The organism is Pseudomonas sp. PsB (genome assembly GCF_043658375.1).
Taxonomy (GTDB): Bacteria; Pseudomonadota; Gammaproteobacteria; order Pseudomonadales; family Pseudomonadaceae; genus Aquipseudomonas; species Aquipseudomonas putida_Z.
Genome location: NZ_JBIGLU010000006.1, coordinates 1 through 20493 on the forward strand (window position 1 = coordinate 1; position 20493 = coordinate 20493).

Genomic DNA, 20493 nt, shown 5'->3' on the forward strand with positions numbered 1-20493 from the left:
GCCCTCGCTGCCGTTGGCTTCTTAGAACGCCACCGTGGCACTGTGATGCCTCGGCGGGGGCGAGTCCATCGATTACAAGGGACCGCGTAGTGGTCAGGTACGCGACTCCACGCCCAGCTCATCCCACACCGACTCAGCCATGTGGAAGGTGGCATTGGCCGCCGGAATGCCGCAATAGATCGCGCTCTGCATCAGCACTTCCTTGATCTCGTCACGGGTCACGCCGTTGTTGGCCGCCGCGCGCAGGTGCAGCTTCAGCTCGTCGTTACGGTTCATGCCAATCAGCATGGCGATGGTGATCAGGCTACGGGTATGGCGCGGCAGGCCCGGGCGAGTCCAGATGTCACCCCAGGCGTGGCGGGTGATCATCTCCTGGAACTCGCCGTTGAAGTCGTTGAGCTTCTCCAGGCTGCGGTCCACGTGGGCATCGCCAAGCACTGCGCGGCGTACCTGCATGCCGGCGTCGTAACGTTGTTTCTCGTCCATGGCGGTATCCCTCAGTGAGCCAGCAGGAAGTCGAGCACGCGGCGGCTGAACGCCTCGCCGATCTCGACGTTGGACAGGTGCGCCGCCGGGAAGTCGACGTACTCGGCACCCGCGATACCGGCCTGCATGAAGCGGCCGTGCTCCGGAGTGGTCACCACGTCCTCGGTACCGGCAACGATCAGCGCCGGCACCTGGATGCGGCCCAACTGCTCGCGGTAGTCGGCATCGCGCACCGCGGCGCAGTTGCCGGCGTAGCCTTGCGGGCTGGTTTGCGCCAGCATCTGGCAGATACGCTGGGCTTGCGCTGGCTGGGCCTGGGCGAAGCCCGGGGTGAACCAGCGGGCGATGGAGGCATCGCGCAGGTCGACCATGGCCTGCTGGCCGCCCTTGAGCACGGTGTCGATACGGGTGTTCCACACCTCGTCGTTGGCGATCTTGGCGGCGGTATTGCACAGGGTCAGGCTGTGCAGGCGCTCGCCGGCATTGATGCCCAGCCACTGGCCGATCAGGCCACCCATCGACAGGCCGACGAAGTGCGCCTTGGCAATATCCAGCCCATCGAGCAGGGCCAGCACGTCACGGCCCAGCTGTTCGATGCTGTAAGGGCCTTCAGTGACCAGCGACCCACCGTGGCCACGGGTGTCGTAGCGCAGCACGCGCAAGTGCTGGCTCCACAGTGGAATCTGCGTGTCCCACATGCCCAGGTCGGTACCGAGCGAGTTGGACAGGACCAGCACCGGGGCGTTTTCCGGGCCATCGATCTGGTAATTCAAAACGCCATCGGCCAGTTGCAAGTGCGCCACAGCGGTCTCCTTCAGGCAGTGAAACGTTGATGTTCGGACACGGCGCGCGCCACCCAGACGCGGGCCTGGCCCAGGTAATGGGCAGGGTCGAGCAAGCGATCGAGTTCTTCGGCGGACAGTTCGGCGCTGACCTGCGGCTCTTCACCCAGCACGGTACGCAGGTGGCGCTGTTCGGCCACGGCGCGCTGGCAGCACTGCTCCAGCAGGTGGTGGGCGTGGTCGCGGCCCAGGCGCTGGGCAAGGACGATGCTCACCGCTTCGGCCAGCACCAGGCCCTGGGTCAGGTCGAGGTTACGGCGCATGCGCGCGGCATCCACTTCCATGCCCTCGGCAATCACCTGGGCCTGGCGCAGCGCACCAGATACCAGGCAGCAGATGTCCGGCAGGGTTTCCCATTCGGCATGCCACAGGCCGAGGCTGCGCTCATGCTCCTGGGGCATGGCGGCGAACAGCGTCGAAACCAGCCCCGGCACGCGGGTCGCGGCGCCGATCAGCACCGCGGCGCCCACAGGGTTGCGCTTGTGCGGCATGGTCGAAGACCCACCCTTGCCCGGCGCGGAAGGTTCGAACAGTTCCCCCGCCTCGGTCTGCATCAGCAGGCTGACATCACGGCCGAACTTGCCCAGGCTACCGGCGACCAGGCCCAGCACCGAGGCAAATTCCACCAGGCGGTCGCGCTGGGTGTGCCAGGGCTGCTCGGGCAGGGTCAGCTTGAGCTGCTCGGCCAGGGCTTCGGCCACCGGCATCGCCTTGCTGCCCAAAGCCGCCAGGCTGCCCGAGGCGCCGCCGAACTGCAGCACCAGCAAGCGTGGGCGCAGCTCCTGCAGGCGCTGGCGGTGACGGGTCAAGGCGCCCAGCACACCGGCCAGTTTCATGCCCAGGGTCACCGGGGTGGCATGCTGCAGCCAGGTGCGCCCCACCAGCGGCGTGTCGGCGTGCTGCAAGGCCTGGCGCGACAAGGTATCGGCCAGCTTGCCTAGGTCGGCTTCGATCAGGTCGAGGGCAGCGCGCAGCTGCAGGACCAGCCCGGTGTCCATCGCGTCCTGGCTGGTGGCGCCCAGGTGCACATAGCGCTCGGCTTCGGGCACGCCACTGGCAATCACCTTGCCCAACGCCTTCACCAGCGGGATCGCCGAGTTGCCAGCAGTGGCGATGGCATTGGCCAGCGCGCCAACGTCATAGCGCTCGGCGTGGCACGCCGCCTCGATGGCCGCTACCGCGCTATGCGGGACCAGCCCGGCAGCCGCCTCGGCCCGCGCCAGCGCCGCTTCGAAATCGAGCATGCCCTGCAGGCGGCCACGGTCGGAGAAGATCTCGCGCATGGCCGGTGCGGTGAAGTAGGCGTCGAACAGTTGGTTGGTCATGCCACGTCCTTAATCATCGTGGTGCAGGTACGCGGCCTGCTTCGGCAAGCGCAGGCTGAACAGGAAGGCAATCGCCATCATCGCTGTCACGTACCAGTAGAAAGTGTTTTCCATGCCCAAGGTCTTCAGGCCCAGGGCAACGTATTCGGCCGAACCGCCGAACGCCGCGTTGGCCACTGCATAGGCCAGGCCCACGCCCAGCGCACGCACCTGCGGCGGGAACATCTCGGCCTTCACCAGGCCGCTGATCGAGGTGTAGAAACTGACGATACACAACGCCAGGGTAATCAGCACGAAGGCCATGAACGGGCTGCTCACGGTTTTCAGCGCCATCAGCAGTGGCACGGTGAACAGCGTACCCAGGGCGCCGAACAGCATCATCGAATTACGCCGGCCGATGCGGTCGGAGAGCATGCCGAAGAACGGCTGCAGCACCATGAACAGGAACAGCGCGCCGGTCATCACGTAGCTGGCGTTTTTTGCGGTCATGCCGGCGGTGTTGACCAGGTACTTCTGCATGTAGGTGGTGAAGGTGTAGAAGATCAGCGAACCGCCCGCGGTATAGCCGAGCACGGTGATGAAAGCCGCCGCGTGGTTGCGGAACAGGCCCTTGATGGTGCCGGCGTCCTTGTCCTGGCGGGTTTCGGCGCTGCTGGTCTCATGCAGCGAGCGGCGCAGCATCAGCGAGATCAGCGCGGCAATGGCGCCGACCACGAACGGAATGCGCCAGCCCCAGGCGCGCAGTTCATCTTCAGTGAGCAGCTGCTGCAGAATCACCACCACCAGCACCGCCAGCAACTGGCCGCCGATCAGGGTCACGTACTGGAACGAGGCGAAGAAGCCGCGCTGGCCGCGCAGGGCCACTTCACTCATGTAGGTGGCAGTGGTGCCGTATTCGCCGCCTACCGACAGGCCCTGGATCAGCCGGGCCAGCAACAGCAGTGCCGGGGCCCAGGTGCCGATGCTGGCATAGGTGGGCAGGCAGGCGATCATCAGGGAGCCGAAGCACATCATCAGCACCGAGATCATCAGGGAATTCTTGCGACCATGGCGGTCAGCGAGGCGGCCGAAGATCCAGCCACCGATGGGGCGCATCAGAAAGCCCGCGGCGAACACGCCTGCCGTGTTCAACAACTGCACGGTGGGGTCGTCGGAGGGGAAGAAAGCCGGGGCAAAGTAGATCGCGCAGAAGGCATAGACGTAGAAGTCGAACCATTCCACCAGGTTGCCTGAAGAGGCACCAACGATAGCGAAGATGCGTTTGCTGCGTTCTTCGCCGGTGTAATAGGCTGAGGTCATGGTGAGTTTACTCCTGGAGGGTCGCAGGTAATTCTAGACACACCTGGTAACACACTCGTTCCGCTATCTGGCTGGCAATTAGCCTTGAGTCGCATGTGCCGGCCTCTTCGCGGGTAAACCCGCTCCCACAGGGGATGCGTGGTTCCCTGTGGGAGCGGGTTTACCCGCGAAGAGGCCGGTACAGGTCAAACCCGCTCGATGGCCAGCGCCAAACCTTGGCCTACGCCCACACACATGGTCGCCAGGCCTTTACGCCCACCGCTCTTCTCCAGCTGGTGAAGCGCAGTCAGCACCAGGCGCGCACCGCTCATGCCCAGCGGGTGGCCCAGGGCGATGGCACCGCCGTTGGGGTTCACCTGCGGTGCATCGTCGGCCACACCCAGCTCACGCAGCACCGCCAGACCTTGGCTGGCAAAGGCTTCGTTGAGCTCGATCACATCGAAATCATTCACCGCCACACCCAGGCGCTCGGTCAGCTTGCGCACTGCCGGCACCGGGCCAATGCCCATCACCCGCGGTGCAACACCGGCACTGGCCATGCCCAGTACCCGGGCACGTGGGGTCAGGCCGTGTTTCTTCACCGCCTCGGCCGAGGCCAGGATCAACGCCGCGGCACCGTCGTTCACGCCCGAGGCGTTGCCGGCGGTCACGGTCTTGTCCGGGCCGTTGACCGGCTTGAGCTTGGTCAGGGCTTCCAGTGTGGTTTCCGGGCGCAGGTGCTCGTCATGCTCGACGATGGTCTCGCCCTTCTTGTGCGCGATACGCACCGGCACGATTTCTTCGGCGAAGAAACCGGCGGCCTGGGCGGCAGCTGCCTTCTGCTGGCTGCGCAGGGCGAAGGCGTCCTGGTCAGCACGCGAAACCTGGTAATCGTCGGCCACGTTGTCGGCGGTTTCCGGCATGGAATCCACACCGTACTGGCTCTTCATCAGTGGGTTGATGAAACGCCAGCCGATGGTCGTGTCTTCGAGCTTCATGTTGCGCGAATAGCCGCTTTCGGCCTTGCCCATGACGAACGGGGCACGCGACATCGACTCGACGCCGCCGGCAATCGCCAGCTCCATTTCGCCGCTGGCAATGGCGCGGAAGGCAGTGCCGATGGCATCCATGCCCGACGCGCACAGGCGGTTCAGGGTAACGCCCGGGATGCTCTGCGGCAGGCCGGCCAGCAGCAGCGCCATGCGCGCCACGTTGCGGTTGTCTTCACCGGCCTGGTTGGCGCAACCGAAGAACACTTCGTCAACCTGATCCCACTGCACGCTCGGGTTGCGCTCGATCAGCGCCTTCAGCGGCACGGCGGCCAGGTCGTCGGCCCGCACGCCGGCCAGGGCGCCGCCGAAGCGGCCGATCGGGGTACGGATGGCGTCACAGATGAATACGTCGCGCATCAGGCTTCTCCTGCCACCTGGCCATGGGCCGCGGCGGTACGGGCTTCGAGGTCACGCAGGGCGGACAGCTCGACTTCGGTAGGTTCGGCAGTGGTCTGCACATCGTCGGCAAAGCGGATCGCCCAGCCAGTGGCGGCGATGATCTGCTCACGGGTCACACCCGGGTGGATCGCGGTGACGACGAATTCATGGGTGCCGGCTTCCGGCTCCATGATGCACAGGTCGGTGATGATGCCGACCGGGCCGTCGCCTGGCAGGCCAAGGCGTTTGCGCGAGTCGCCGCCTTCACCGTGGCCAACCGAGGTGATGAAGTCCAGCTTGTCGACGAAGGCACGCGGCGACTGCTTGAGGATGATCAGCACCTGCTTGGCGGAACCGGCGATTTCCGGTGCGCCACCGGCACCCGGCAGGCGGGTTTTCGGGGCGTGGTAGTCACCGACCACAGTCGTGTTGATGTTGCCGAAGCGGTCGACCTGGGCGGCGCCGAGGAAGCCGACGTCGATGCGCCCACCTTGCAGCCAGTAGCGGAAGATCTCGCCGGTCGGCACCACGGTGTCAGCGGTTTCGGCCAGCTCGCCGTCGCCGATCGACAGCGGCAGCACGCTTGGTTTGGCGCCGATCGGGCCGGATTCGTAGATCAGCACCACGTCTGGCGACGAGGTCAGGCGCGCCAGGTTGGCAGCCTTGGATGGCAGGCCGATGCCGACGAAGCACACAGCACCGTTGCGCAGGCGACGGGCTGCGGCGACGGTCATCATTTCGGAAGTGGAGTAGCTCATTGTGCGGCCTCCGCAGTGCTGGCCAGCTTGGCCTTGAATTCGTTGAAATCGGCAGTGCCACGGATGTAGGTGTCGATCCAGGCGGTGAACGATTCGCGGCTACGCGCGATCGGGTCCCAGGCCTGGTAGAAGCGGTTGTCACGCTCGTAGTAGCCGTGGGCATAGGACGGGTGCGCACCACCAGGTACCAGGCATACCGCGCTCAGCGCCCAGGTCGGCAGCACGCAGGCGTTCATCGGGGCCTGCAGGTCGTCGACGATTTCCTCGACGGTGACGATGCAGCGCTTGGCGGCCAGGGCGGCTTCCTTCTGCACACCGAGGATGCCCCACAGCAGCACGTTGCCTTTACGGTCGGCCTTTTGCGCGTGGATCACGGTCACGTCCGGGCGCACCGACGGCACGGCTGCCAGCACTTCTCCGGTGAACGGGCAGGTGACGCTCTTGATCAGTGGGTTGACCTTCGGCAGGTCGGAGCCGGCGTAGGCACGCAGCACGGCGAACGGCAGGCCAGAAGCACCGGCGACATAGGCGTTGGCCAGGTCGGCGTGGCTGTGTTCTTCGATTTCGATGGCGTGTGGCCACTGCTTCTCGACGGCATCACGCAGGCGGTGCAGCGAACCGACACCCGGGTTACCACCCCAGGAGAAGATCAGCTTGCTGGCGCAACCGGCGCCGATCAGCTGGTCGTAGATCAGGTCCGGAGTCATGCGCACCAGGGTCAGGTCGCGCTTGCCCTGACGGATGATCTCGTGGCCGGCGGCAGTCGGGATCAGGTGGGTGAAACCTTCGAGGGCGACGGTATCGCCATCCTGGATGAACTGCTTCACGGCTTCGTGAAGCGGGAGAATTGCAGCCATTTGGAGACTCCTGGTCAGGGTGCTTCGGTGAGCTCAGATTAAGGAGACTGGTGGGTGGCTTACAATCCGATAATCGACTATTTGTGCGATTATCGAACCATTTGTTGCCCTGCTACTCATCTTGATTCTGGGGCTGCTGCGCAGCCCTTTCGCGACACAAGGCCGCTCCTACAGGGGATCGCGTTTCCCTGTAGGAGCAGCCTTGTGCTGCGAAGGGCCGCAAACTTCAGGTTGCGTCAGCGTGGCTCACCAGCCCTTTCACGATCACACCCACGGTCGCCAGCCCCGCCGGCACCAGCAACGCCGTCAGCACCTGTTCGAAGTTCCAGCCCAGCCCCAGCAGCGTCGCGCCACTCCATGCCCCGAGAATCGCCCCGAAGCGGCCGATACCCAACATCCACGATACCCCTGTGGCGCGGCCCTGTGTCGGATAGAAGCGCGCCGCCAGCGAAGGCATCGCCGACTGGGCGCCGTTCACGCACATGCCGGCAACCAGCACCAGGGTGGCCAATACGGTGATGTTGCCCAGGCTCTGCCCCACGGCGTAGGCGAACACCCCGGCCAGCAGGTAGAAAATGCCGATCACCTTGTGCGGATTGAAGCGGTCCATGGCCCAGCCCACACCGACGGCACTCAGCACGCCACCGAACTGGAACAGCGCGCCGATGAAGGCAGCCTGCTCCATGCTCGCGCCGCTGTCGCGCATCAAGGTTGGCAGCCAGCTGGTCAGCAGATAAACGATCACCAGGCCCATGAAGTAGGTCAGCCACAACAGCATGGTGCCCATGCCGTAGGTACCGGAGAAGATCAGCGCGAACACGTTGCGCGCGGCCACCGCCTTCTGCTCCGGCACGCTGAAGCTGCCCGCCTCGGCTACCACCTGCGGCGCGATGGGCGACAAGGTCTGGCGCACCTTGTCGGTGCCCCGATTGCGCACCACCAGGAACCGCGCCGACTCCGGTAGCCATACCATCAGCACCAGCGCCAGCAGCAACGGCAGCACGCCACCGATCACCAGCAGGCTGTGCCAGCCGTAAGCCGGGATCATCTTGGCGGAAATGAAACCACCACCGGCCATGCCCAGGTTGAAGCCGCAGAACATGCTGGTCACCAGCAGCGACTTGAGGCGCTCGGGGGTGTATTCAGACAACAGCGTGGTGGCGTTGGGCATGCCTGCGCCAAGGCCCAGGCCGGTCAGGAAGCGCAACACCAGCAACTGGTCGACGTTGGTGGCATAGGCCGAGGCCAGGCTGAAGCCGCCAAATACCAGCACCGCCCCCACCAGCACGCCCTTGCGGCCAAACCGGTCCGCCAGCGGGCCGGAGCCGAGGGCACCGAAAACCATGCCGATCAATGCAGCACTCATGACCGGGCCGAGGCTGGCGCGGTCAATCCCCCACTCCTGTGACAGGGCCGGGGCGATGAAGCCCATGGCGGCGGTGTCCAGGCCATCGAGGAAGACGATCAGGAAGCACAGCAACACCACCCGCCATTGGTAGCGGGACAGCGGCTGCTGATTGATGAACGACTGGACGTCGAGGCTTTTGCCGACGTTGGTTTGCGCTTGGTTCATTGTTGTTATCCAGAATGAGGGGCACAGCCAGGCCACTGCACGCGATAAACCGGTACAGAGGACAATAGTTTGAGGGAATGCGGCCGGCGTCAGCCTGGATATAACGGTACTGCGCGCGGGTGCGGCCGCGACAGCGAGGGGACAGTATTCATGTAAGTGCCTCTTATTATGTTTTTCTTGTTCGGTCGGCACAGCCGACCGGTGCGAGAGACATTAATCAGCGGGCGGTGGTGGCGCAATTGACCGCGAACGACACTGTGCGTTTATCGCACAGGAAACGGTTTTGCCTGTTCTAAATTTGAACGGGGGCGCTGTACGTCCCAATCGCGACACAAGGCCGCTCCCACAGGTATCGCACAATATTTGATATATGCGAGGCCCTTGTGGGAGCGGCCTTGTGTCGCGATTGGGCCGCAAAGCGGCCCCCTGCAGGCTCAGCCAAACAACTGATGGCAAAGGTCCCGGCTGGCCGCCAGCAGGATCGGCAAGAACCGCTGCTCCAGTTCACTGCGCGTCACCCGCCCGACATGGGTACTCACATTCAACGCCGCCAACACCTGCCCCGAGGCGTCATACACCGGCACCGCAATCGAACGCAGCCCCTGCTCCAGCTCCTGGTCTACCACGCACCAGCCCTGGGCGCGCACCTGCTGGATACAGGCAAACAGCGACTCGGGGTCATGCAAGGTACGGCTGGTACGCGCCTTCAGGTCGGCACGTTCCAGGTATTCCCGCAGGCTGGTGTCGTCCATGGCCGCCAACAGAATACGCCCCATCGATGTGCAATAGGCCGGCAGGCGCCCGCCCACCGACAGGTCGACCGAAATCAGCCGCTCCACGGTGGCCGAACGGGCTATATAAAGAATGTCGTCACCTTCGAGCGTGGCCATGTTGGCCGCCTCGTGCAGCTGGTCGCTGATGCGGTCCAGGTAAGGCTGGGCGGAAATCGCCAGCGGCGTCGACGACAGGTACGCATGCCCCAGTGTCAGCACTTTGGGCAACAGCGAATAGGTGCGCCCGTCGGTGGTGGCGTAACCCAGCTTGATCAACGTGTGCAGGCAACGGCGTACCGCCGCACGGGGGATTTCGGTGCGGTGGCTGATCTGGGCGATGGTCAGGTGACGCTTGCGTTCCTGGAAAGCCTGGATCACAGCCAGGCCTCGCGCCAGGGAGGTCATGAAGTCCGGGTCGCCAGTAAAGGCCTGGATGCGCTTTGCCGGGGAAGCCACGATCGGCGGTGCCAGGGCTGCCGAGGCAGATCGCCCCTGCTCCGGGTTGCCCGACTCTGGATTGACGGAATCGTTGGCCAGGGTTTCGTCACTCATCGCACACCTCAAAAAAAACGCCCACTCGTGCGATTATCGAACAAACGGCCGATAATCGCAATTGACCGCTGACACTTTTACTTATACCTTTCTCATGCCACTTGTGGCTTCTTTGGAGAGACTGGTCAGGTACCCACCGTAGAAGTCCCCAGGCAACGGCCTCGCCTTTTGGCGAGGCCGTTTTTCATTACCCTCCCGGTCGACGGGCCCGCTGCTGCATTGCAACGAACTTTTGTCCGTCTTGCCTTTCAAACTTGTACGAAAGGCCCAAACTGTTGTCGGATGCATTGCGTTACTTGCGTCTGGTGATGTCAGGGTTGGGTAAATAACGATGTTCGGCGAAATATCGGTTGCTATAATCGATTGCGCGGGCCTCGACGATGCCGTGGCAATGGAACCTTCCGCTGTATCAAACCGTTGCGGCCAGCAAGGCATGTGCACGCTGCACAGCGCATAACAACACTCATCAAACTTAATTCAGGTACTACTGTGACGAAAGATGAACTGCGCGCGGAACTCGAGCGCCAGGCTGAACGTTACAAGGATGTTTACGGTGGCGAAGTCACCACTTACGCCGCACAACCGGATCCGGAACGCAAACCTTGGCGCAAGCGCGCAAGCGTGCGCGACCAGGCCTTCAGCCAGGAACTGGAACGTATGGAAAAGGAACTGCGCAGCGACACTCCCTGACCCCGGGACCACGCCAGCGCGTCGTCGCCCGGCCAGCCCGGGCGCGGTCGATCTTTACTGTCTGGCCGAAGGTGAAATGGAATTACACAAATTTCATACGGCCGTTTGAACAGAAGCGAAGCGGCTTTTTCTCCAGCTTTTTGCCGGTTTTCGCCAGGTTTTGCGCGTTTTAGCGGACATTTCCCTTCCTGCACGCCCCTCCGTGCACATCACGCTCCCGACAGGAAGATTGCCGTCGGTCTGTCGCGGATGCATCGATTGCCAAGGTTTTCTGGCATAATCCCGCCCCCCTAAGACCGCCAGACAACCTTCATGATCGAATTATTCAGCGGACTGGATGCCTGGGTGTTGGTGAGCCTGCTGCTCGCCTTGACCTTCGTGCTCGCCTTCGAGTTCATCAATGGCTTTCATGACACCGCCAACGCGGTAGCTACCGTCATCTATACCAAAGCCATGCCGCCGCACCTCGCCGTGTTCTTCTCCGGCGTGTTCAACTTCCTTGGCGTTCTGCTCGGCGGTGTCGGGGTGGCCTATGCCATCGTGCACCTGCTGCCGGTAGAGCTGCTGATCAATGTGAACACCGGACACGGCCTGGCCATGGTCTTCTCGCTGCTGGCTGCGGCCATCACCTGGAACCTGGGCACCTGGTACTTCGGTATCCCCGCCTCCAGCTCGCACACGCTGATCGGCTCCATCCTCGGCGTCGGCCTGGCCAACGCCCTGATCAACGACATCCCGCTGGGAGACGGCGTCAACTGGCAGAAGGCGATCGACATCGCCATGTCGCTGGTGGTCTCGCCGATGGCCGGCTTCGCCGTTGCCGCTCTGGTACTGATCGGCCTGAAGTGGTGGCGCCCGCTGTCGAAGATGCACAAGACCCCCGAGCAGCGCCGCAAGCTCGACGACAAGAAGCACCCGCCGTTCTGGAACCGCCTGGTACTGGTGGTTTCGGCCATGGGCGTAAGCTTCGTGCACGGCTCCAACGACGGCCAGAAAGGCATCGGCCTGATCATGCTGGTGCTGATCGGTATCGTTCCGGCCAAGTTCGTCCTCGACCTGAACAGCACCACCTATCAGATCGAGCGTACCCGCGACGCCACCCTGCACATGAGCCAGTTCTACCAGCGCAACGCCGCCACCCTGGGCGAGTTCCTGGCACTGGGCAAGGCCAAGGCCAGCGACCTGCCGGAGCAGTTCAGCTGCAACCCGCAGCAGACCGAGCCGACCATTGCCGCGCTGCAGTCCTCGCTGCAGGGCGTGACCGACTACCACAGCCTGAGTGCCGACAAGCGTGTCGAAGTGCGCCGCTACCTGCTGTGCCTGGACGACACGGCGAAGAAGGTCGGCAAGCTGCCAGGCCTGGAAGCCCGTGAAAAGGCCGACCTGGAAAAACTGCGCAAAGACCTGACTGCCACCACCGAGTACGCCCCGTTCTGGGTGATCGTGGCCGTCGCCCTGGCCCTGGGCCTGGGTACCATGGTCGGCTGGAAGCGTGTGGTACTGACCGTTGGCGAGAAGATCGGCAAGCAGGGCATGACCTATGCCCAGGGCATGTCGGCGCAGATCACCGCGGCTTGCGCCATCGGCATGGCCAACATCTTCGCCCTGCCGGTATCGACCACCCACGTGCTGTCGTCCGGTGTGGCCGGCACCATGGTCGCCAACAAGAGCGGCCTGCAAGGCGGCACCGTGAAGACCATCCTGCTGGCCTGGGTACTGACCCTGCCTGCGTCGATGGGTCTGGCGGCCGGCCTGTTCTGGCTGGCGTCCAAAGCCATTGGCTGAGTGATACGGTTCTGAAAGAGGCGGCCTTCGGGTCGCCTTTTTTCTGTACCGGCCTCTTCGCGGGTAAACCCGCTCCCACAGGTAATGCACAGCTCTTGATATCTGTGATGAACCTGTGGGAGCGGGTTTACCCGCGAAGGGGCCGGTACAGGCAAACTACCTTTTCTTGCCCCCCAGCAACGACCCCATCAACCCACGCACCAACTGCCGCCCCAACTGGTTGGCCGCCTGGCGCACCGCCGACTTGATGGCCTGCCCTGCCGCACTCTGCAAGAACTCACCGGCCTTGTCGGCAAAGCTTTCTTCATCTGCCTTGGGTTGCGGCGCGGGCTCCACCGGCTCACCCTTGCGCTGCGTCAGCATCTCATACGCCGACTCACGGTCCACCGGCTTGTCGTAACGCCCCGCCAGCGGCGAATCGGCAATCAGCGCACTGCGCTCAGCCGCACTCAACGGCCCGATACGCGACTGCGGCGGTGCAATCAGCACCCGTTGCACCATCGCAGGCGTGCCCTTCTCTTCCAACGTCCCCACCAGTGCCTCGCCAATGCCCAGTTCAGTCAGCACCGCCAGGGTGTCGAACGCCGGGTTGGGGCGGAAGCCATCAGCCACCGCCCGCAGCGACTTCTGCTCCTTGGCGGTAAACGCCCGCAAGCCATGCTGAATGCGCAAGCCCAACTGGGCCAGCACCGCATCCGGCAAATCCCCCGGCGACTGGGTAACGAAGTACACCCCCACACCCTTGGAACGAATCAGCCGCACCACCTGCTCCAGGCGATCCTGCAATGCCTTGGGCGTATCGTTGAACAACAAGTGTGCTTCATCGAAGAACAACGCCAGCACCGGCTTGTCGGCATCACCGCGCTCGGGCAGCTGCTCGAACAACTCGGCCAGCAGCCACAACAGGAAGGTCGCGTACACCTTGGGGGCATCGTGAACCAACCGGCTGGCGTCCAGCAGGTGGATACGCCCACGGCCATCCGGGTCTGGCCGCAGGAGGTCCTCGAGCTGCAGCCCCGGCTCACCGAACAACGCTTCGGCGCCCTGCTGCTCCAGGGTCGCCAACCGGCGCAACAGCGCCTGAGTGGAGGCCGTGGTCATCAGCGCGCTGTCTTCGCCCAGCAATTGCGGGTTGTCCTTCAGGTGCGCGAGCAGCGCCTTGAGGTCCTTGAGGTCGAGCAGCAGCAGGCCTTCACGGTCGGCCACCTTGAACGCCGCGTACAGCGCCGCCTGTTGGCTGTCGGTCAGTTCCAGCAGGTTGCCCAGCAGCAGCGGCCCCATTTCACTGAGGGTGGTGCGCAGCGGGTGGCCGGACTGCCCGGCAATGTCCCACAGGGTCACCGGGTAAGCCTGGGGCCTGTGCCCCAGCCAGGGCATGCCGGCGATGCGCTCGGCCACCTTGCCCTGCGGTGCACCAGCAGCGCCCAGGCCGCACAGGTCACCTTTGACATCGGCAGCGAACACCGCAACCCCCGCGTCACTGAACGCTTCCGCCAGATGCTGCAGGGTGACGGTCTTGCCAGTACCCGTCGCGCCCGCCACCAGGCCATGGCGGTTAGCCAGCCTCATCGCTTGCCCAACTGGCTGGCCATCCGGGCCAGCACCTACAACGATGGTCGAAATTTCCGACATCTCTTTAATCCTCTGCTCAAGCTTTACCGTAATTCGGCCGATACCTGTGGGTGATATTCGCCTTAATAGAGAGGAACAACCGAAAAGGGACTTTTTCGGGATGTTGCACTGCTTTGCGACTCCACGCGTGCAAACGCCTGATATGAAACCTTAGCGGAACCGATTACGCCATGAACAAAAGCCTTCGTTTCAGCCACAAGATTCTTTTGGCAGCGTCACTGATCGTGATACTCGCCTTCAGCCTTTTCACGCTCTACAACGATTACCTCCAGCGTAATGCGATCCGCGAGGACCTCGAAAACTATCTGGCTGAAATGGGCGCTTCCACTTCGACCAATATCCGCAACCTGTTCGAAGGCCGTATCAAGCTGGTGGAAAACCTGGCACAGAACATAGCCCAGGACCCGACCAACGCCGAAACCCTGATGGGCCAGAATGCGCTGGTTTCCAGCTTCCTCACCGTCTACCTGGGCAAGGTCGACGGTGGCTTCAGCGTGCGCCCTGATTCGAAAATGCCCGACGGCTACGACCCACGCACCCGCCCCTGGTACAAGGACGGCATGAATGCCGCCGGCGCGACCCTGACCGAGCCGTACATCGACATGACCACCAACAAGATGGTCATCGGCATCCTCAGCAAGGTTTCCGCCAGTGTCGGCGTGGTCGGTGGCGACCTGGCCCTGGACGGCCTGGTGCAGATCATCAACTCACTGAACTTCGGCGGCATGGGCTACGCCTTCCTGGTCAACGACCAGGGCAAGATCCTGGTGCACCCGGACAAAGACCTGGTGATGAAGTCGCTGTCGGACCTGTTCCCGCAGCACACGCCGAAACTGACCGGTGAGCTGACCGAAGTGCAGAGCGAAGGCCAGGCCCGCCTGCTGACCTTCACCCCGATCACCGGCCTGCCTTCGGCCAACTGGTACATCGGCCTGTCGGTGGACAAGGACAAGGCCTTCTCGATGCTCAGCACCTTCCGCACCTCGGCGGTGATCGCCACGCTGGTGGCGGTGGTGATCATCATCGGCCTGCTCGGCCTGCTGATCCGTGTGCTGATGCAGCCGCTGCACACCATGACCCGCGCCATGGAAGACATCGCCGAAGGTGAAGGCGACCTGACCAAGCGCCTGCGTATCCACAACCACGACGAATTCGGCATCCTGGGCAGCGCCTTCAACCGTTTCGTCGAGCGTATTCACAGCTCGATCCGCGAAGTGTCCTCGGCCACCGAGCAGGTCAACGAAGTAGCCCTGCGGGTCATCAGTGCCTCGAACTCGTCGATGACCAACTCCGACGAACAGTCCAACCGCACCAACAGCGTGGCCGCCGCCATCAACGAACTGGGTGCCGCCGCCCAGGAAATCGCCGGCAACGCCGCCCAGGCTTCGCAGCACGCCAGTTCGGCGCGGTTGCTGGCCGAAGAAGGGCAGCAGGTGGTGGAACGCAACATTGCGGCAATGAACCGCCTGTCCGACCTGATCGTCACTTCCAGCGCGCACATCGAGACGCTGAACAGCAAGACCGTCAACATCGGCCAGATCCTCGAGGTGATCACCAGCATTTCCCAGCAGACCAACCTGCTGGCGCTGAACGCGGCCATCGAAGCGGCCCGCGCCGGTGAAGCCGGGCGTGGTTTTGCGGTTGTCGCCGATGAAGTACGCAACCTGGCGCACCGCACCCAGGAGTCGGCGCAACAGGTGCAGACCATGATCGAAGAACTGCAGGTCGGCGCGCGCGAATCGGTCGAGACCATGGACCAGAGCCAGCGCCACAGCCAGGACAGCATGCAGATCGCCAACCAGGCCGGTGAGCGGCTGGACAGCGTTACCGTGCGCATCGGCGAGATCGACGGCATGAACCAGTCGGTGGCCACCGCCACCGAAGAGCAGACCGCCGTGGTCGAGGCGATCAACATGGACATCAACGAGATCAACATGCTCAACCAGGAAGGCGTGGAAAACCTGCAGGCCACCCTGCGCGCCTGCTCTGACCTGGAGCAGCAGGCCGGCCGCCTGAAGCACCTGGTGGGCAGCTTCCGTATCTGATCGCAAACCGCGTCGCCTGCTTCGCGGGTAAACCCGCTCCCACAGGATCTCCGCCGCTCTTGAATGCGTGGTGATCCCTGTGGGAGCGGGCAAGCCCGCGAAGAAGCCCACACCGATCCCCCGCCTTCCCCCGCCCCGCCCAACCCCGATCGAACAAACTATCCTTCTGATAGGTCAACCTTTAGGCGCGTCATCGCCGGCCCGTTAGCGCCGGATGACAGACCCGAAGACGATCCCGGAGGGATGCTGATCGTGCACATCGCCGACATCACCATGTTCTACGCCCCCGCCAGCGGCGGCGTACGTACCTATCTTGATGCCAAACACCACCGCCTCGACGCCATCCAGGGCGTCCGCCACAGCTTGCTGATACCCGGTGCCAGCGCCCAGCACGCCGATGGCATCTACCAGGTGCCCGCACCGCCGCTGCCGTTCGGCAATGGCTACCGCTTCCCGGTACGCCTGGCCCCCTGGTGCAATGTACTGCGCAGGCTCAAGCCCGATCTGATCGAAGTCGGCGACCCCTACCTGACCGCCTGGGCTGCGCTGGAAGCGCGGCGCAAGCTCGATGTGCCGGTGATCGGCTTCTACCATTCCGACCTGCCGCTGCTGGTCAGCAACCGCATGGGCAACTGGTTCACCCCCAATGTAGAGGCCTATGTCAGCAAGCTGTACGGCAATTTCGACCGGGTCCTGGCCCCCAGCCAGGTCATGGCCGACAAGTTGCGCCGCCTGGGGGTGCGCGATGTGCACGTGCAGCGCCTGGGCGTCGACCTGGCCACCTTCCACCCCAGCCAGCGCGACCCGCAGCTGCGTGCCGAACTGGGCATTGCCGACACCAGTCGCCTGCTGATCTACGCCGGCCGTGGCTCGCGGGAAAAGAACCTGCCGGTGCTGCTCGAGTGCATGCAGCACCTGGGCCACCCCTACCACTTGCTGCTGGTGGGTTCGAACATGCCGGCCAACGTGCCGCAGAACGTCAGTGTCATCGATCACTTCTGCCCGGCTCCGGAAGTCGCCCGGCTGATGGCCAGCGCCGACCTGCTGGTGCACGCCGGCGACCAGGAAACCTTCGGCCTGGTCATTCTCGAAGCGATGGCCAGCGCCACGCCGGTGGTGGCCGTGCGCGCCGGTGCTTTCGGCGAAATCGTCAACGAACAGTGCGGGCGCCTGTGCCGCCCCAACGATAGCCAGGCCATGGCGACCGCCGTGCAGGAGGCGTTCGAGGCCGGCGTGCGCAAGCTCGGGGCTCAGGCCCGTCGCCATGCCGAGCAGCAGTATTCGTGGGACCACGTGGTCGCCGGCCTGCTGCAGCACTACCAGGCCGTGCTTGGCCACCAGCCGCAGGTCCGTGCCCATGGCTGAGCCACTGCCGACTGCGCGCAGCCTGATGCTGGTGCTGCACGATGTCGCGCCCGAGACCTGGCCCGACTATCAACCCTTCGTCCAGGCCGTCGACGCCATCGGCGGCATCCCCATGACCTGGCTGGTGGTGCCGGACTTTCACCACCGCAACCCGCTGCAGCGCTCGCCCATCTTCTGCCGCTTGCTCGAACGGCGCCTGGCCCAGGGCGACGAGCTTGCCCTGCACGGCTTCTACCATGCCGACAACGGCCCGCCACCACGCACGCCCGGCGAATACTTCATGCGCCGCATCTATACCCACGAAGGCGAGTTCTACGCCCTGGACCAGCAGCAGGCCCTGCAACGCCTGGAGCACGGCCTGGCCCTGTTCGCCCAGCAGGGCTGGCCGGTGGCCGGCTTCGTCGCGCCTGCCTGGTTGATGAGCGAAGGCACCCGCCAGGCACTGCGCCGCCTGCCGCTGCGCTACACCAGCACGCCACAGCACTTGTACCATTTACCAGACTTCACCGCGATCAAGGCTCCGGGGCTGGTCTGGAGTGCCCGCAGCGCCTGGCGTCGCGGCCTGTCACGGGTGCTGTGCGACTGGCAATGCCGGCGCTGGCGTGACGCCCAGACCCTGCGCCTGGGCCTGCACCCGGTGGACATGCGCCATCGCGCGTCCCGCGACTATTGGCTGAACACCTTGCACACGCTACTGGCACAGGGCCGCGAGCCCCTGACCAAGTCCACCTGGCTCGACCGCCAGGCCAACGCATGAACCGCCTGGCCTGGCTGGCCCTGGCACTGCTCGGTGCCGTGCTGGTGCCGGCCCTGCTCGGTGGCAGCGAGCTGCTACCGAGGCTGCAGCGCTTCGCCCCCAGCCTGATGCTGACCCTGCTGGGCATGATCCTGCTGTGCTGGGTCATCAACGCCATCCGCTTGCGCCTGTTGCTCGGCCAGCAAGGAGCAAGGCTTGGGCGCCTGCGCAGCCTGGGTGTGGTGATGGCTACCGAGTTCGCCATCTGTACCACCCCCGGCGGCAGCGGCGGCCCCTTGACTCTGATGGCCCTGCTGGCACGCGACCGGATCGGCCCGGCGCGCAGCGGCGCGGTGTTTGCCATGGACCAGCTGAACGACCTGGTGTTCTTTTTCTGCGCGATGCTGGCGATTGCCGGCTATGCACTGTTCCACAGCCTGGGCCGCAGCCAGGAAAGCATGTTGCTGGGCAGCGCGTTGCTGCTGTGCACGGCACTGGCCGGGGTGATCGGCCTGCTGCGCTACCGGCGCACGGTGATGCGCGTGAACGGCAGGTTGCTGCGCCGCCTGGGCATGAGCCGCCAGCGCAAGCGGCGCTGGGCGCGCAAGCTGCTGCGCTTCATCGATGCACTGGCGCAGACCTGGCGCCTGCCCAAGCGCACGCTGACCCTGGTGTTCACCCTGACCTGCGCCCACTGGGGCCTGCGCTACAGCGTGTTGTATCTGGTATTGAGGGGGTTGGGGGTAGACCTGGCGTGGATCCCCAGCTTTTTGGTGCAGATGCTCTCGCTCAGTGCCGGCCAGTTCAGCCTGCTGCCTGGCGGTGCAGGTGCCGCCGAGCTGACCTCGGCCAGCTTGCTAACGCCACTGGTGGGCAGTTCGACCGCGGCTGCGGCGATCCTGATATGGCGGGCGGTCACTTACTACTTTTATCTGCTGGCGGGTGGGCCGGTGTTTGTGTGCCTGCTGGCGCGCCCGCTGCTGGAGCGTTGGCGGCGTCAGGCGGGTTGAGCTGCTGCCAAAGTTCGGCGGCGCCGGGGAAATCGGTGCCATCGGTGTCGGCCAGGGCTTCGGGGTCGTAGCGGGCCAGGCAGCCTTCACCGAGTGTGGGTGGGGGTGAGGCGGTGGGTTGGTTGCGCTGCTTGGCCATCGGCTTATCCCTCAGATTGCTGGGGGCGCTTCGCGCCCCTTTCGCGACACAAGGCCGCTCCTACAGGAGTTACGCGACGCAGTGCCGGTACGCGATCCCTTGTAGGAGCGGCCTTGTGTCGCGATGGGCTGCAAAGCAGCCCCAGAACCTCACAGGCAACCAGTCTGTATCAGTCAAACACCACAGTCTTGTTGCCATGCACCAGCACCCGGTCTTCCAGGTGATAACGCAGGCCACGGGCCAGCACCATCTTCTCCACATCACGGCCAAAACGGACCATGTCGTCGATGCTGTCGGCATGGCTGACACGCACCACGTCCTGCTCGATGATCGGGCCGGCGTCCAGTTCTTCGGTGACGTAGTGGCAGGTCGCGCCGATCAGCTTCACACCACGCAGGGCGGCCTGGTGATACGGCTTGGCGCCGACGAACGACGGCAGGAAGCTGTGGTGGATGTTGATCACCTTTTCAGCATAGTCCTGGCACAGTTGCGGCGGCAGGATCTGCATGTAGCGGGCCAGCACCACCACATCGGCGGCGTGCTCCTGCACCAGGCGCGACACTTCGGCAAAGGCCGGGGCCTTGTCCTTGGGGTCGACCGGTACATGGAAGAACGGAATACCGTGCCACTCGACCATGCTGCGCAGGTCGTTGTGGTTGGAGATCACGCAAGGGATCTCGCAGTCCAGTTCATCGGTGTGCCAGCGGTGCAGCAGGTCGGCCAGGCAGTGCGACTCGCGGCTGGCCATCAGCACCACGCGCTTTTTCTGCGCCGAGTCGGTAATGCGCCAGGTCATGGAGAACTCTTCGGCGATCGGCGCAAACGCCTCGCGGAAGGCTTCGATACCGAATGGCAGCGATTCGGCGCGGATTTCATGGCGCATGAAGAACCAACCGCTCTGCTCATCGGAGTGGTGGCTGGCTTCGTTGATCCAGCCATTGTACAAGGCCAGGAAATTACTGACTTTCGCCACGATGCCAACACGGTCGGGGCAGGCGATCACCAGACGATAGGTGCGCATGAATGAGACTCCAGAACTTCGCAAAGGCGCTCATTCTAGCGGCCCGCCAGCAAAAACGCAGTATTGATCGCAGCGGCCGTGGCCTGTGTTCCTGACGAAATGCCCTGCCAGCATTCTCTGACAGACATGACGAAATGCAGGGTTAATTGTAAATTTTTGTTCACATAGAAAACGGTTGTCACAGCTTAGTTAACAG

16 protein-coding genes and 2 pseudogenes are annotated in these 20493 nt (G+C 63.9%); 7 read left to right on the plus strand and 11 right to left on the minus strand.

The annotated features are described in order from the left end of the window. Window positions 1-93 precede the first annotated feature (93 nt). The 9 genes from pcaC to pcaR form a co-directional block, all read right to left on the minus strand. The gene (gene pcaC / locus ACGLHT_RS10280; RefSeq protein WP_013974040.1) at window positions 94-486 is read right to left on the minus strand and encodes a 4-carboxymuconolactone decarboxylase; all 393 of its coding nucleotides are present in this window, start codon (window positions 484-486) and stop codon (window positions 94-96) included. 11 nt (window positions 487-497) lie between these two features. Beyond that, complete coding sequence (gene pcaD / locus ACGLHT_RS10285; RefSeq protein ID WP_015271650.1) at window positions 498-1289, minus strand: 3-oxoadipate enol-lactonase; 792 nt, start codon at window positions 1287-1289, stop codon at window positions 498-500. Window positions 1290-1300: 11 nt separating this feature from the next. After that, the gene (locus ACGLHT_RS10290) at window positions 1301-2653 is read right to left on the minus strand and encodes a 3-carboxy-cis,cis-muconate cycloisomerase (protein WP_025340490.1); all 1353 of its coding nucleotides are present in this window, start codon (window positions 2651-2653) and stop codon (window positions 1301-1303) included. A 9-nt stretch (window positions 2654-2662) separates the two neighbouring features. After that, a complete protein-coding gene (locus tag ACGLHT_RS10295) occupies window positions 2663-3952 on the minus strand; it encodes an MFS family transporter (protein ID WP_025340491.1) in 1290 nt (429 codons plus the stop codon). Between the two features lie 185 nt (window positions 3953-4137). Next, window positions 4138-5343, minus strand: coding sequence for a 3-oxoadipyl-CoA thiolase (pcaF, locus tag ACGLHT_RS10300; protein ID WP_170978873.1), 1206 nt, complete (start codon window positions 5341-5343; stop codon window positions 4138-4140). Then, window positions 5340-6119: a CoA-transferase subunit beta gene (locus tag ACGLHT_RS10305; protein ID WP_015271653.1), complete on the minus strand. Its 780-nt coding sequence runs from the start codon at window positions 6117-6119 to the stop codon at window positions 5340-5342. Before ACGLHT_RS10305 ends, pcaF begins: the two co-directional genes overlap by 4 nt. Next, window positions 6116-6976, minus strand: a complete 861-nt coding sequence (locus ACGLHT_RS10310; RefSeq protein ID WP_015271654.1) for a CoA transferase subunit A — start codon at window positions 6974-6976, stop codon at window positions 6116-6118. The genes ACGLHT_RS10305 and ACGLHT_RS10310 overlap by 4 nt, the downstream gene beginning before the upstream one ends. Window positions 6977-7202: 226 nt before the next feature. Continuing rightward, entirely contained in the window at window positions 7203-8549 is a 1347-nt protein-coding gene (locus ACGLHT_RS10315) for an MFS transporter (protein ID WP_025340493.1), read from the minus strand. A 434-nt stretch (window positions 8550-8983) separates the two neighbouring features. Then, entirely contained in the window at window positions 8984-9874 is an 891-nt protein-coding gene (gene pcaR / locus ACGLHT_RS10320; protein ID WP_025340494.1) for a pca regulon transcriptional regulator PcaR, read from the minus strand. A 489-nt stretch (window positions 9875-10363) separates the two neighbouring features. On the opposite strand from pcaR, the gene ACGLHT_RS10325 reads away from it, so the two are divergent. Beyond that, window positions 10364-10564, plus strand: a complete 201-nt coding sequence (locus ACGLHT_RS10325) for a hypothetical protein (protein WP_003259583.1) — start codon at window positions 10364-10366, stop codon at window positions 10562-10564. Between the two features lie 312 nt (window positions 10565-10876). Then, window positions 10877-12349, plus strand: a complete 1473-nt coding sequence (locus tag ACGLHT_RS10330; RefSeq protein ID WP_025340495.1) for an inorganic phosphate transporter — start codon at window positions 10877-10879, stop codon at window positions 12347-12349. A 156-nt stretch (window positions 12350-12505) separates the two neighbouring features. Here ACGLHT_RS10330 and ACGLHT_RS10335 read toward each other — a convergent pair whose 3' ends face one another. Next, complete coding sequence (locus ACGLHT_RS10335; protein ID WP_025340496.1) at window positions 12506-13981, minus strand: helicase HerA-like domain-containing protein; 1476 nt, start codon at window positions 13979-13981, stop codon at window positions 12506-12508. Window positions 13982-14151: 170 nt separating this feature from the next. Here ACGLHT_RS10335 and ACGLHT_RS10340 point away from each other — a divergent pair. The 5 genes and pseudogenes from ACGLHT_RS10340 to ACGLHT_RS10360 form a co-directional block, all read left to right on the plus strand. After that, window positions 14152-15168: pseudogene (locus ACGLHT_RS10340) on the plus strand (cache domain-containing protein); the annotation flags it as partial. Window positions 15169-15429: 261 nt separating this feature from the next. Then, window positions 15430-16026, plus strand: a pseudogene (locus ACGLHT_RS10345) (methyl-accepting chemotaxis protein); the annotation flags it as partial. Window positions 16027-16269: 243 nt separating this feature from the next. Beyond that, entirely contained in the window at window positions 16270-17391 is a 1122-nt protein-coding gene (locus ACGLHT_RS10350; RefSeq protein ID WP_196178600.1) for a glycosyltransferase family 1 protein, read from the plus strand. Then, window positions 17384-18148 carry a DUF2334 domain-containing protein gene (locus tag ACGLHT_RS10355; RefSeq protein WP_274120380.1) on the plus strand — a complete coding sequence of 255 codons (765 nt, stop codon included), beginning with the start codon at window positions 17384-17386 and terminating at the stop codon, window positions 18146-18148. Before ACGLHT_RS10350 ends, ACGLHT_RS10355 begins: the two co-directional genes overlap by 8 nt. After that, the gene (locus ACGLHT_RS10360) at window positions 18145-19137 is read left to right on the plus strand and encodes a lysylphosphatidylglycerol synthase transmembrane domain-containing protein (RefSeq protein ID WP_061551882.1); all 993 of its coding nucleotides are present in this window, start codon (window positions 18145-18147) and stop codon (window positions 19135-19137) included. The genes ACGLHT_RS10355 and ACGLHT_RS10360 overlap by 4 nt, the downstream gene beginning before the upstream one ends. Window positions 19138-19445: 308 nt before the next feature. Here the strand turns inward: ACGLHT_RS10360 and purU are convergent, their stop codons facing one another. Next, a complete protein-coding gene (gene purU, locus ACGLHT_RS10365) occupies window positions 19446-20297 on the minus strand; it encodes a formyltetrahydrofolate deformylase (RefSeq protein WP_023662871.1) in 852 nt (283 codons plus the stop codon). Window positions 20298-20493: the final 196 nt, after the last annotated feature.

Bases quoted from the DNA above. Each gene is read 5' to 3' on its own strand.
- pcaC (WP_013974040.1), bottom strand. From the start codon at position 486: ATGGACGAGAAACAACGTTACGACGCCGGCATGCAGGTACGCCGCGCA.
- ACGLHT_RS10290 (WP_025340490.1), bottom strand. From the start codon at position 2,653: ATGACCAACCAACTGTTCGACGCCTACTTCACCGCACCGGCCATGCGC.
- ACGLHT_RS10295 (WP_025340491.1), bottom strand. From the start codon at position 3,952: ATGACCTCAGCCTATTACACCGGCGAAGAACGCAGCAAACGCATCTTC.
- ACGLHT_RS10305 (WP_015271653.1), bottom strand. From the start codon at position 6,119: ATGAGCTACTCCACTTCCGAAATGATGACCGTCGCCGCAGCCCGTCGC.
- ACGLHT_RS10310 (WP_015271654.1), bottom strand. From the start codon at position 6,976: ATGGCTGCAATTCTCCCGCTTCACGAAGCCGTGAAGCAGTTCATCCAG.
- ACGLHT_RS10315 (WP_025340493.1), bottom strand. From the start codon at position 8,549: ATGAACCAAGCGCAAACCAACGTCGGCAAAAGCCTCGACGTCCAGTCG.
- pcaR (WP_025340494.1), bottom strand. From the start codon at position 9,874: ATGAGTGACGAAACCCTGGCCAACGATTCCGTCAATCCAGAGTCGGGC.
- ACGLHT_RS10330 (WP_025340495.1), top strand. From the start codon at position 10,877: ATGATCGAATTATTCAGCGGACTGGATGCCTGGGTGTTGGTGAGCCTG.
- ACGLHT_RS10335 (WP_025340496.1), bottom strand. From the start codon at position 13,981: ATGTCGGAAATTTCGACCATCGTTGTAGGTGCTGGCCCGGATGGCCAG.
- ACGLHT_RS10350 (WP_196178600.1), top strand. From the start codon at position 16,270: ATGCTGATCGTGCACATCGCCGACATCACCATGTTCTACGCCCCCGCC.
- ACGLHT_RS10355 (WP_274120380.1), top strand. From the start codon at position 17,384: ATGGCTGAGCCACTGCCGACTGCGCGCAGCCTGATGCTGGTGCTGCAC.
- ACGLHT_RS10360 (WP_061551882.1), top strand. From the start codon at position 18,145: ATGAACCGCCTGGCCTGGCTGGCCCTGGCACTGCTCGGTGCCGTGCTG.
- purU (WP_023662871.1), bottom strand. From the start codon at position 20,297: ATGCGCACCTATCGTCTGGTGATCGCCTGCCCCGACCGTGTTGGCATC.